Annotated in this window: 12 protein-coding genes; 8 read left to right on the top strand and 4 right to left on the bottom strand. The window is 33.3% G+C overall.

Annotation, left to right across the window (positions count from 1 at the left end):
• Nucleotides 1-8 precede the first annotated feature (8 nt).
• A complete protein-coding gene (locus tag ACRBBL_RS08285; RefSeq protein ID WP_431368562.1) occupies nt 9-701 on the bottom strand; it encodes a hypothetical protein in 693 nt (230 codons plus the stop codon).
• A 6-nt stretch (nt 702-707) separates the two neighbouring features.
• Nucleotides 708-1,673, bottom strand: coding sequence for a Gfo/Idh/MocA family protein (locus ACRBBL_RS08280; protein ID WP_431368561.1), 966 nt, complete (start codon nt 1,671-1,673; stop codon nt 708-710).
• Between the two features lie 483 nt (nt 1,674-2,156).
• Between ACRBBL_RS08280 and ACRBBL_RS08275 the strand changes: the two genes are divergently transcribed.
• The 7 genes from ACRBBL_RS08275 to ACRBBL_RS08245 all read left to right on the top strand — a co-directional run bounded on the left by ACRBBL_RS08275 (nt 2,157) and on the right by ACRBBL_RS08245 (nt 7,254).
• Nucleotides 2,157-3,554: an arginine decarboxylase gene (locus tag ACRBBL_RS08275; protein WP_431368560.1), complete on the top strand. Its 1,398-nt coding sequence runs from the start codon at nt 2,157-2,159 to the stop codon at nt 3,552-3,554.
• The gene (gene speB / locus ACRBBL_RS08270; protein ID WP_431368559.1) at nt 3,547-4,485 is read left to right on the top strand and encodes an agmatinase; all 939 of its coding nucleotides are present in this window, start codon (nt 3,547-3,549) and stop codon (nt 4,483-4,485) included. The genes ACRBBL_RS08275 and speB overlap by 8 nt, the downstream gene beginning before the upstream one ends.
• On the top strand, nt 4,478-5,452 hold the full coding sequence (locus ACRBBL_RS08265) for a deoxyhypusine synthase family protein (protein ID WP_431368558.1): 975 nt from the start codon (nt 4,478-4,480) through the stop codon (nt 5,450-5,452). The genes speB and ACRBBL_RS08265 overlap by 8 nt, the downstream gene beginning before the upstream one ends.
• A 40-nt stretch (nt 5,453-5,492) precedes the next feature.
• Nucleotides 5,493-5,771: a hypothetical protein gene (locus ACRBBL_RS08260; RefSeq protein ID WP_431368557.1), complete on the top strand. Its 279-nt coding sequence runs from the start codon at nt 5,493-5,495 to the stop codon at nt 5,769-5,771.
• Nucleotides 5,764-6,186 (top strand): NUDIX domain-containing protein, encoded by a 423-nt coding sequence (locus ACRBBL_RS08255; protein ID WP_431368556.1) that lies wholly within the window; start codon nt 5,764-5,766, stop codon nt 6,184-6,186. Before ACRBBL_RS08260 ends, ACRBBL_RS08255 begins: the two co-directional genes overlap by 8 nt.
• 12 nt (nt 6,187-6,198) lie before the next feature.
• Nucleotides 6,199-6,465, top strand: a complete 267-nt coding sequence (locus tag ACRBBL_RS08250) for a hypothetical protein (protein WP_431368555.1) — start codon at nt 6,199-6,201, stop codon at nt 6,463-6,465.
• Between the two features lie 141 nt (nt 6,466-6,606).
• Nucleotides 6,607-7,254 (top strand): protein-L-isoaspartate(D-aspartate) O-methyltransferase, encoded by a 648-nt coding sequence (locus tag ACRBBL_RS08245; RefSeq protein WP_431368554.1) that lies wholly within the window; start codon nt 6,607-6,609, stop codon nt 7,252-7,254.
• Here ACRBBL_RS08245 and ACRBBL_RS08240 read toward each other — a convergent pair.
• Entirely contained in the window at nt 7,251-8,240 is a 990-nt protein-coding gene (locus tag ACRBBL_RS08240) for a DUF6438 domain-containing protein (RefSeq protein ID WP_431368553.1), read from the bottom strand. The two genes, ACRBBL_RS08245 and ACRBBL_RS08240, sit on opposite strands and share 4 nt — an antisense overlap.
• Nucleotides 8,241-8,532: 292 nt before the next feature.
• Here ACRBBL_RS08240 and ACRBBL_RS08235 point away from each other — a divergent pair, with 292 nt between their 5' ends.
• Nucleotides 8,533-12,066 (top strand): amino acid adenylation domain-containing protein, encoded by a 3,534-nt coding sequence (locus ACRBBL_RS08235; protein ID WP_431368552.1) that lies wholly within the window; start codon nt 8,533-8,535, stop codon nt 12,064-12,066.
• Between the two features lie 218 nt (nt 12,067-12,284).
• On the opposite strand, the gene ACRBBL_RS08230 is transcribed toward ACRBBL_RS08235, so the two are convergent.
• Nucleotides 12,285-13,034 carry a DUF6348 family protein gene (locus ACRBBL_RS08230; RefSeq protein WP_431368551.1) on the bottom strand — a complete coding sequence of 250 codons (750 nt, stop codon included), beginning with the start codon at nt 13,032-13,034 and terminating at the stop codon, nt 12,285-12,287.
• Nucleotides 13,035-13,109 lie beyond the last annotated feature (75 nt).

The raw sequence follows: 13,109 nt of genomic DNA, 5'->3' as shown, positions 1-13,109 counted from the left end.
TATATAGTTTATTTAGTCTGTAATTTTAGTTTTTTTCCATGCCAAGGACAGAATATCCAATTTGCATTGAGCAATTCGCCATCTGTTGGACATACTTTTTCTTCTACCAAACAAGCAAGTGGTAATTTGTATGTAAATTTATTTTCTTTGTTGAATAGTACTGTAAATTCTCCAGTTCCAGTAGCGGAAGCAATTAATTTGCCATTTTTTCCAGTTTCTTTAAATACATGGAATTTCATTTGTTTTCCAAAATCACCCATTGTACTTGCCATAGATGGTTTTAAAGTCGCCAGCATTTTACTATACTCACTAGGAAGTTCATTTTCATCAACGGCATCATAAATATTTCCTTTTTTATCTTTTAGTTGAATTTTCGTTGGCTTAGGCTTCATTCCTCCAAAAGCGTTAATTTCTGTATGCAAAGTTCCTATTAAAATGTATCCTTCAAAAGCATCAAATACTTGATCTACATATCCGCTAGATGCCACACTTGTTCCTTGAATGGCTACTCTCCAGTATTCATTAGGAATCCACCAAACCATTTTGAAGTTGTCACCGTCTTTTTTAATAATTTGAACTTCTTTTATAAGGTCAGATATGTTTACTTGTGAAATGTCTTTTTCTTTGATTTCTTCTTGAGAAACCGCAATCGTTATCGTAAATACGCAAAGAAATAATAGTGTTTGTTTAAGTATAGTCATTCAAATTTATTTTTTAAATTTTTCTATAATTTGAATCGCAACACGCAATGCTTCCGTTCCTTGTTCAAGTGAAACAATTGGAGTTGTATCATTGTTTATAGCATCTGCAAATGTTTCCAACTCGTCTAGAATAGCGTTGTTTTCGTCAATGTCAGGGTTTTCAAAATAGATCTGTTTTTTTACACCTTCTGCATTTTGAAGAATCAGCGCAAATTCGCCAGCATCTTTTGGTGCATCTTTCATTTTTACTACTTCTACTTTTTTCTCTAAGAAATCGACAGCGATATAGGCATCACGTTGAAAGAAACGACTCTTACGCATATTTTTCATAGAAATACGACTTGACGTCAGATTGGCAACACAGCCATTCTCAAACTCCAAACGCGCATTGGCAATATCAGGTGAGTTACTAATGACAGAAACGCCACTTGCGTTAATTTGTACAACCTTCGATTTTACCACACTTAAAATGGCATCGATATCATGAATCATCAAATCTAAAACCACAGGAACATCTGTACCACGCGGATTAAATTCTGCCAAACGATGCGTTTCAATAAACATAGGCGAATTGATTTTATCTTTCACCGCCGTAAATGCAGGATTGAAACGTTCTACATGTCCAACTTGCCCTTTTACATTGTGCTTTTTTGCTAAAGCGATGAGTTCTTCTGCTTCAGCAATAGTGTTGGTAATAGGTTTTTCAATAAAAACATGTTTTCCTTTCGTGATTACTTTTTTGGCACATTCGTGATGTGAAAGCGTTGGAGTAACAATATCTACAACATCAGAAGCATCAATCAATGCATCGATAGTATCAAAATACGTATAGCCAAATTCGGCTGCTATCTCCTTTGCATATTCGGGATTAGCATCATAAAAACCGACAAGTTCGTATTTGGAAGATTGTTGTAATAAACGAAGATGAATTTTTCCTAAGTGTCCAGCACCTAAAACTCCAGCTTTTAGCATAAAAAAGTGTTTTGCACAAAAATAATTTATTTTTCTAAAACGCTAAGATTTATAACAAACAATTATCAACGAATTTGCATATAAATGTAATTATGATTGATATATAACAATGTTTTATGTATTTGTAAGCTACCTTGATTTCTATAAATATTATTTTTTTTCACTTTTTTCATTTTTGTATTGTTTTTTTTATTTCCTTTGAATTAAGCATATAGCTAAGCATTATGAAAAGTGTTTTTACTTTCGGAGTGTTGGAGATTAGGAAGTCAAACCCAACTACAGCTTATAGGATGAGCAACCGAAATTTAGAGCTAACTTCCGTTAAAAACTTCATTTTAAAATATATTGACGCGATTCTTGTCGCCTCAAAGTTTCTGCAATTAAAAGTTTAATTTCTTTTAATGTATTACATGTTTTTTAGCTCTTAAATTCAATTTAAGAGTGACTATTCAATTTAAATTTTCTCGATAATAATTTTCTTAAATGAAGACAAAATATATTGATCTCATTGATCAAACGTATTATTTTCCTCAGGAAGAATATTCGCTGTCTGATGATAAGCTATTCTTTCATGATATTGATTTGTTAGGCTTGGCTGAAACCTACGGAACACCATTGAAATTCACCTATTTGCCGCAGATTTCTACAAATATTCAGCGTGCTAAAAAATGGTTCAAAACGGCTATTGACAAGCATCGCTACCCAGGGAAGTATCACTATTGTTACTGTACTAAAAGTTCACATTTTGAGTATGTCTTAGACGAAGCATTAAAGAACGAAATTCATATAGAAACATCTTCTGCTTTTGACGTGAATATTGTAGAACACCTCAAACGTCAAGGAAAAATAACAGATGATACTTATATATTATGCAATGGTTTTAAACGTGACCTATATGTACATAATATAGCCAAACTCATCAATGAAGGACACCAAAATTGTATTCCGATCATTGATAATTATGAAGAAATAAAACTGCTGAGCGATAGTGTTGATGGGCAATTTAATGTTGGAATTAGAATTGCTTCAGAAGAAGAGCCAAAGTTTGAATTTTACACAAGCAGGCTAGGAATTGGGTATAAAAACATTGTCAAATTCTACAAGGAACAGATACAAAATAATGACAAGGTGAATCTTAAAATGCTACATTTCTTTATCAATACAGGAATTAGAGACAATGCATACTATTGGAACGAATTGCATAAATGTCTAAAAGTATTTGTAGCACTCAAAAAGATATGTCCATCTCTAGACAGTTTAAATATTGGCGGCGGATTTCCAATAAAAAATTCATTAGCCTTCAATTTTGACTATCAATATATGGTAGATGAGATTGTACATCAAATTTTTACGGTGTGTAAAGAAGCAAATGTGGATGCGCCAGATATTTTTACTGAATTTGGAAGTTTTACTGTAGGAGAAAGTAGTGGAGCTGTTTATGAAGTATTGTATCAAAAACAACAAAATGATCGTGAAAAATGGAATATGATCAATTCATCATTTATTACGACACTTCCTGATACGTGGGCAATAAACAAGCGCTTTATAATGCTTCCAATCAATCGTTGGAACGATGAATATGAACGAGTACTACTTGGCGGACTTACTTGCGACAGTGATGATTACTACAACAGCGAGCAACACGTAAATGCAATCTACTTGCCAAAATATGATAAGGAAAAACCTTTGTACATCGGTTTTTTCAATACAGGAGCGTATCAAGAAACCATAGGAGGCTATGGCGGTTTGCAACATTGTTTGATACCACAACCCAAACGAATTTTAATCACAAAAGATAACAACGGAACTATAAACACAAAATTATTTGCAGAACAGCAAACAGCAGCAGATTTTTTAAACATTTTAGGATATCATGAATAATAAAAATACATATGCAGGAATTCCAGAAGAATATGCAAAACTAGACACCGCAAAAATTGTATTAATTCCAGTTCCTTATGACGGAACAAGTACTTGGCAAAAAGGTGCAGACAAAGGACCAAAAGCATTCTTAAATGCTTCTGAGAATATGGAATTGTATGATATTGAAACAGATTCAGAAGTTTACAAGCAAGGAATTTATTTAGCAGATGCAATTGAAGAGAAATCATCTCCAGAAGCTGTTGTTGATAAAGTACATCAACTCACAAAACATTATATAAAGAAAAATAAGTTTGTCACACTTTTTGGAGGAGAACACTCAATCTCTATTGGAAGTATTCGCGCTTTCAATGAATGTTTTAATAGTCTTACGGTTTTACATATTGATGCGCATGCCGATTTAAGACCATCGTATGAAGGTTCAGCCTGCAATCATGCGTGTGCAGTATATGAAGCTAATCAAAAAACAAATCTTATTCAAGTAGGAATTCGGAGTATGGATATTTCGGAAACACGTATCATGAATCGAGATAAAGTATTTTTTGCGCATGAAATGGCAACGAATGAATATTGGATGGATGATGTAATCGATTCTTTAACAGACACCGTATTTATTACTTTCGATTTAGATGCGCTCGATCCTTCCATAATGCCTTCTACAGGAACACCCGAACCAGGAGGATTGTTTTGGTATGAAACCTTAGAATTTTTGCGAAAAGTATTTAAACAAAAAAATGTAGTCGGATTTGATATTGTTGAATTATGCCCAAATGATATCAACAAACAATCAGACTTTTTAGCTGCAAAACTATACTACAAAATGTTGAGTTATAAGTTTTCTAATACTGAAGAAGATGACGATTATGAACACGTTGAAAGCAACTCGCCATTCGCTAAACTCTCAAAATTTAAAGATCAAGACGATGAATAATACAAGTCCAATTACTGACTTTATTGAAAAATACTTTTTGCATTTCAATGCAGCTTCACTCGTAGATGCTGCCAAAGGATATGAAACGCAATTAAATTCAGGTGCCAAAATGTTAGTTTCACTAGCAGGCGCCATGAGTACTGCCGAATTAGGAAAAATATTTGCTGAAATTATTCGTCAAGATAAAGTGCATATTATTTCATGCACAGGTGCAAACTTGGAAGAAGATATCATGAATTTGGTAGCGCATTCGCATTACAAAAGAGTTCCAAATTACAGAGACTTAACACCTCAAGATGAATGGAACTTGTTGGAAAAAGGACTCAATCGTGTTACTGATACCTGTATTCCCGAAGAAGAAGCATTTCGACGTTTACAAAAACATATTTTCAACATTTGGAAAGAAGCTGAAGATAATGGAGAACGCTACTTTCCACATGAATTTATGTATAAACTTTTATTATCAGGTGTTTTAGAGCAATACTATGAAATAGACATTACAGATTCGTGGATGTATGCTGCCGCAGAAAAGAATTTACCAATTGTAGTTCCTGGTTGGGAAGATAGTACCATGGGAAACATTTTTGCTTCCTACGTGATGAAAGGTGAATTGAAAGCAAGTACTATGAAATCTGGAATTGAATACATGACGTTCTTAGCAGATTGGTACACCGACACTTCTCAAAACGGAATTGGGTTTTTCCAGATTGGCGGCGGAATTGCAGGCGATTTCCCTATTTGTGTTGTTCCAATGTTATACCAAGATATGGAACGTACTGACACACCTTTTTGGAGTTACTTCTGTCAAATAAGCGATTCTACCACAAGTTATGGTTCCTACTCAGGAGCAGTGCCAAATGAGAAAATAACATGGGGAAAACTAGATATTGACACTCCTAAGTATATCATAGAAAGTGATGCTACCATTGTAGCGCCATTAATTTTTGCATACTTATTAAATATGTAATGACACACTTGTAAACTTAACCTCATAAACAATAAATCTAATGAAACGTGCAATAATTGATTATAAAAAATTGACTAATGATATTTTAAATTTATTAGTAGAAAAATATCCTGATGGCTATAATGACGATGATATTATACGATTTAAAAATGCTAAAAATGAAATGATAGAAGCAGTAGAAGTTAGAACTGAAACAACTATTTATTTGGTGAAAGTCAGCAAACATTTATCTACTTCAATACAAAACCATGAAGATAATGACGCGACTGATATGTCTATTTCCGGGAATGATAATTTTATAGATGAATTCGATGAATAAAAATATAAAACATAAACAAAAATCACGCTTACTCATTGTAAACAACTTTGAAGTACTAGTACTTGTAAAAAAAGGAAGTAAAAAGCGTTTTGGCTTGGTAGGAGGGTTCTTAAAAAAACATGAAACACCTGAAAAAGCAATTATTCGAGAAACATTGGAAGAAGTCGGAGTAGCATTAGATTACTACGATCTACAGTATATTTCAACTACGAATATGATATATAAAAATGAATATAAATTAACCAAGCACTATTTTTTATTAAAGAATATAAAGAATACATTTTCAGTATGTGAACCTCACAAATTCAAAGGTTTGGAATGGGTAAACTGGGCAAAAGCATGCGATTACTTAGGACCATCAGATAAAAACGCTTTAGAACGTTTTTTTGCGATACAAAAAGGAAGTATTAATTAAACATTGTAAAATATGATCTATTATGACACACACCAACGTAAAAGTGAAGAAGGTGTTTTTATAAAGTATAATAATGGATATTATACTTTTCAATTTTCTTTTGAAGAGCGTATTATTTTTGAACAAATAGAACGAAATGTTTTAGAAGATTACAATTTGCGAAATGATGAATATATTGGAGCTACTTTCAATATAACTTATGAAGAAATTATCAATGATATAGATGATGAAGATTTCATCATATTTAAAATATTGGAATTAGAATTGATAGAAAAATAATAACAGTAACACAAGTATAAAAGGCTTTCTATGAATTTAGAAAGCCTTTTATATATGAATGCCAAGCGATTATAAAAACTTAAAATTTTTAAATTAGAGATGTATCTTGATCCAAAAAAATAACAGTATTTTTGCGAACAGATGAAAGACACGTTTAAACATAAAGGCATGCGGAATCAGTTAGCACAAGTAGTTGCTAACAAGGGAATTACTGATAAAAAAGTTTTGGAAGGTATTCGAAATATTCCACGTCATTTGTTTATGGATTCGAGTTTTGAAGCGCATGCGTATCAAGATAAAGCCTTTCCTATTGGTGCCGATCAAACCATTTCTCAACCTTATACAGTTGCATTTCAAACACAATTGTTAGAAATAGAAAAAGGAGCAAATATTTTAGAAATTGGTACTGGAAGTGGTTATCAAACAGCTATGTTGCTCGAATTAGGAGCAAAAGTATACAGTATTGAACGTCAAAAAGAACTTTTTAAGCGTACAAGTTTGTTTTTACCAAAACTAGGCTACAGACCTAAAAAACTTGTTTTTGGCGATGGTTACAAAGGTTTACCCGAACAAGCTCCTTTTGATGGAATTGTGGTTACTGCTGGTGCGCCATTTGTACCAAAACCTTTATTGGCACAATTAAAAATAGGAGGAAAGCTCGTGATTCCTGTTGGAGAGAACAACAAAGCACAAATCATGACGCTATTCATTAGAACTTCCGAAAAGGCATTCACCAAAAAAGAATTTGGAGAGTTTCGCTTTGTGCCGATGTTAGAAGATAAAAATTAATTAATAGTATCAATTTCTTTCCAATCTTGATTAAATCGTAAGTCATAAAATTTAGTATATAAATAATAAAGACCATTAGAACCGATCAATCCAGTATCATTAATGGTTTTAGTTGATCCATCTTTAAAATATACGTTCAATACACACGACGGATCATGAAAACTCCCTGAAAAGTATCGATCTTCTCGATTTTTTATTTGTAAATATTCAATGATTTTACGGATTTCTGCATATTTTTCTTTGTCAATGGTAGTTTTAAAATATCCTTCTTCGTCATTAAAGTCTGTGATGGGTTCTTTGCTAAAATTGTAATGTTCTGCTTTAAATGTTGCATTTAAATCATCGTTCAAAACTAATTCAAAAACACCACAAGCTCCATGACAACCATTGGCACGAAACTCAATTTTAGAAATTTGATAGGTTTCTGAAAGCTCCATATAATCGATAAAAGAACCAAATTTATATACAAGTGTATTTTTAGAAATTCCATTCTCTTGAATTGGGGCAAAATTATAACTAGAATACAATTCAATTACTGGTGTTTTATTTTTGTAAACCAATTTTGGATAGGTTGGAAAATCCTCTGCTCTTCTAAGATCTAAAGGAATTACAGTGTATGTTTCTCTCCCATAATTCATAATTGCCAATACTTCCAATCTATTTTCAAAATATTCTCCAGTAACTACCAAATCAGTATAACCATTACCATCAAAATCTTCTTTTATAAAAGTAAAATCAGGAAACATTGAGTCTAATCTACGTTTGAATCTAGTAACAAATTCATTACTGCTTATGCCGTAAAACTTAGGCGATCTGCATAAAAATGTTTGCAAGCTTGAATCAGCGTTCTTTATAAATTGTCGTAATTCTGGAAGTGATGAAATGCTATCAACTTTAGTAAATGTGCTAGGTTTATAGGATATATTTTTCCCTTTAGAACAAGCGTATAAGGAAACAAAAAGCACAAAACAAATTAGAATTCTCATGTATGTTACAACGTGTTTATGATAAGATTGTTATGTAAGTGAACAATTAACGAAACTTTTTTGACACGATTCAAATTTCGTTTGTTATTACGATCTTTTATAGTTTCTCGCTTATTATTTTGAATTGAAATAATTATGTCATAGTTTTATTAAGAACCGATTTAATTGCTGTATTCATACCACCAAAAAATAAAATTTATAATTACTATTTAGGCAATCACTAAATAATAATTGGACTTCCCTACAATCCATCTGACTTTAAAAAACAACTTAATTAATAAAGAAAGATGATATGAATGAATTAATTCAAAATATTGACGATCACCCAGAAACAACAATTTGTGGATTGATTAGAAAACAACTATTTGCGCATCCAGAACGAATAGCAATCATTGACGGCACAACCAGAATCGACTATAAAAATTTACTCGAAAAAGTGGATGCGGTTGCTGGAGAACTCAAACACCGTAAAATTTTACCAGGATCTTTAGTAGGCGTATGTATGAATCGTTCTTGGGAATTGGTAGCAACGTTAATTGGTGTAATGCAAGCAGGATGCGCGTACGTTCCACTTGATCCTTCATACCCTGAAGATCGAATCAAATACATGTTGACACATTCTCGTGCTGTCGCAACTATTGTTGATACTGAACAAACAGCCAACTTATGCCGCGAATCAACGGAGTTAATTCACATTCATAACTTAAGTAATCACAAAAGCACTGTTGTAAATGCTAGAGAAAACGGACTTGCATATATAATTTACACTTCTGGTTCAACAGGAAAACCAAAAGGTGTCGCTGTAGAACATCGCAATGTAGTAGCCATGAGTCAATCCATGCGAACATTGTTTAGTGATACTGAATTGAACGGTATGCTTGCCGCAGCATCTGTATGTTTTGATACGTCTGTGATGGAAATAATGGGAACTTTATCGCTAGGCGGAAAAATTATACTAGCCAAAAATGCATTAGATTTAAATCACATACCAGCAGTTGATGAGGTACGAACATGCGTGATGGTTCCTTCATCTGTACAAGCATTGCTTTCGGTAGAAGATTTGCCAAGCGGAATAAAAACGTTGATTTTTGGAGGAGAAGCACTCAAACGTTCGTTAGTAAAGCAAGTATTTGAACAAAAATCTGTTTCACGCGTATTCAATTTTTATGGACCAACAGAGGATACGGTATTTTCTACAGTGAAGGAACTTTTTGAAGATACTAAAATCGTTACTATTGGGAAATCTGTAAAAAACTCAAACTCTTATATCTTAGATGATCATCTGCAACTTTTACCAATTGGTGAAGCTGGCGAATTGCATTTGGCAGGAAGTAAACTGGCGCGTGGTTATTTATACGATGAAGAAAAAACGCAAGAACGATTTATTGAAATGGAAACTAATGAATCTATTTCTGATACACGATTATATAAAACAGGCGATTTATGTCGTAGGCTAGAAAATGGAGAAATTGAATTTCTTGGACGCATAGATCAACAAGTAAAAATAAGAGGTTACCGAATTGAGTTAGAAGAAATAGAATCTACACTAGAGTTGATGAAAGATGTGAAAGCTGCTGCCGCTTTAGTAACAGAAGGAGGAATTGGACAAAAAATACTTGCTGTGTATGTTGTCGTTGCTAAAGGTATAACCATCACTGAAGAAGCAATAAAGTCTTATCTATCGAAACGATTGCCAAAATATATGATTCCGCAAGTTGTAAAACATCTTGAAGAATTACCGCTTTTACCAAATGACAAACTGGATCGAAAGAAACTTGCAACGATACAAGATAACAATAGCGTACAACATGATGAAATTGGAGTCAATTCAAATGTTTTATCTACAATTCAAAGAGAAGTTGCTTCCATATTGAACATAACAGATGTAGGAAGTGTAACTCCTAGTGAATCCTTTGAAAATTTCGGATTGGATTCGTTAAGCACTTTAGAATTTAGTTCTAGACTTTCTAATGTATTAAATGTGCAATTACCAGCTCGTGCGATTTTTGAAAACCCTACGCCGAATGCATTAGCAGATTATATCATCAATCTAAAAGAAAATGGAATAGATAGTTGCTCGACAAAAAAGCGATTCGATACAACTTCCGATTCATTGGCTACCTTTCAATCGCACATTCAATCAAGTCATCCTACATTTCAAGCGGCTAAAGCAACTGCATGGAGTGTAACGGATAAGAGTAAGTTGGTTCAAGAAGTCATGCAAATGGTGAATGACAATCGAAGAAATCCATATAGTAAAGTTTTAAAAACGGGAAGCGCAACGAAAGGAATTGTAGGTGATGCTTATAACGATGAAACACAAGAAGCTATCATTTGGACAACGAATTTATATCTTGGTTTAAATCGTGATGAAGAAGTGATTAGTGAAGCTTTAACTGCTTTGGAAACTTTCGGGACTGGTATGGGAACTTCAGCAGCTGCATCTGGCATGACCAATCAACATTTAGAATTTGAAGCAGAATTTGCAGATTTAGTAGGCAAACCAAGTGCCTGTTTATTTCCTACTGGATATACTGCCAATGTAGGCGCGATAGCGGGACTTTTAGGAAAAAATGATGTAGTGGTTATCGATCAACTCTGTCATGCATCTATAGTAGATGGTGCGCGTCTTTGTGGCGCAACAGTGAGAACATTTCAACATAATAACGCTGCCGATTTAGAAGCCGTTTTACAATCTGAAGTATCGCCATATAGCACAATTTTAGTGGTATTAGAAGGAGTGTACAGCATGGGAGAAGGAGCAGCGCCAGTTGCTGAAATTGCACGTATGGCAAAAAAATACAATGCACTTGTATTGGTTGATGAAGCACATTCTTTTGGTTTTTATGGAAAAAATGGCGCTGGAATTTCCGCAGCTCAAGGTGTCACAGAAGATGTTGATTTTATCATGACAACACTCAGCAAAGCGTTAGGAAGTCTTGGAGGAGTTGTGGCAGCGAGTCAGGAACATGTTGATCTTATGAAATCATCTTCAAGAGCCTATATTTTTCAAGCAACCATAAGTCCCGCAGATATGGCAGCCGCTTTAACTTCATTAAGACGACTTCGATCTGATGCTAGATTGCAAGAAAATTTATGGAGTACGACTCGTTATATGCGTAAACAATTTGAAGATGCTGGATACGATTTAGGTACAGGCGATGGACCAATTGTAACGCCACATTTTAGTAACAAAGACAAATTGTACGCTATTGTGCAAGGTATGTATAAACGTGGTGTGCAAACATCGGCGGTAACCTATCCAATTGTAGAAAATGGAAAAGGTCGTTTGCGATTTATTTGTTCTGCAGCGCATACCAAAGAAGATGTAGATAAAACATTGGCAGCACTCATAGCAGCAGAAAAGGAAGTGGATACAACACTTGAATCACTAGGTAATCAACTAATCAATACAAACATAAAACGTGCAGATGTAGAAGTTTGGAGTACTACATTTATCAATTATCTGGAACAATCATTAGCAGAAACGAAAGTTGCTACACCAAATCTTCAAATAGTTTTAAGTGTTTCAGAAGATCAAGTACCAATTGTAATCTTGATACAAGAAGGAATTGTAACTACAAGTGTGATACAAAACCCTGATATTCCTTTCTGTTCATTAATATTTAGAGACAACAACGCTATTTCTAATTTACAAGCGTATGACATTCAAGGATTGCTTGCTAGTATCTGTAATGGAAACTGCATTCTCAAAGGACAAACAGAGCCTTTCATCTGGTTCTTTGGAAGAATGGTAGAGTATCAGAAAGATGTTCAAGTGCTTTCTGATGTAAAACATACAGCATCAGAAAAAGCAATAGCTTAGAAAATAGTATGATATATATTAAATTGAGCGCATTCGGGAAATCTTGAGTGTGCTTGATTTGGTATGTGTTGGATGTATGGAGTTTACGGCTAAGAAATCGTTGCGTTTGTTTTGAGTTTTGTTTCTAGATATATCTGAACTTTGGGTTATCTGAGGATTTTCCAAGTGGAAAAATCTGTAAGCAATGTTTTTTAGGTATTGTTATAGGTAGACTTTCTTTATCGTTTTTTTATGATATAAAATTGTTTAAATAAATATCCCTCACCAGAAGCTGGCCATTCGATGGTCTTAAGTTGATTTAATAACTCTATTGAAACTTTATTTCCGAGTTTACATTCTCCGTCTAATACACCATTATTTCCTATTATAAGTTTAATATCAACAGAAACAATTTCATCTTTTGCAGATTTAATTAGTTGACTAATGTGTGAAATTATTTTAGCTGTCATTTCACTATCACCATTAAGCCAAGTGTTTTTTGGAAGATTACCTCTAATTCCCATTAAGCCAGAGAAAACTATGGTTTCTGAAATTTTATAACCATTCTTGTTATTGAGCATATCGGATAAAGGAATTCCAAAAACAGCAATCCATTCCTGTATTGATACATTAACAGCTTCTTCTCTCGAATTTCCAATCCCAATAGAACCAATATTGAATTCAGTCGTTTTAGATGTTTTGACTATTGTTGAAAAATTAGAAGCATATATCCATTTACCTTCTTTTTTACCATCAAATTCAACATTTACGTTTATTTCTATTGATTTGTCTCCTAATATGATCTTATTACCATTCTTAATAGCCTTTGAATTCTTAATAATTATATCATAGAGATGTTGTGTTGCAATTTCTTCAACTTTATTCAACTCGAATTCTATTTTTTGCTCAGTTTTTTTGCTTTGTCCATTGCAGTTATAAATAAAAAAGCAAATGACGAAGGTTAGTAATGTTGATTTAATTTTTTTCATTTAATTCAATTATTTTTTCTGTTGGTAAAGGTCTTTAAAAGTAAGCCTAAACCTTTCGATTTGCACTTATTAGTT

The sequence above is a fragment of the Kordia sp. genome, from assembly GCF_050633145.1.
Taxonomy (GTDB): Bacteria; Bacteroidota; Bacteroidia; order Flavobacteriales; family Flavobacteriaceae; genus Kordia.
Note: the sequence above shows the minus strand (reverse complement) of the source record. Positions and strands in the feature narration are given on the sequence as shown.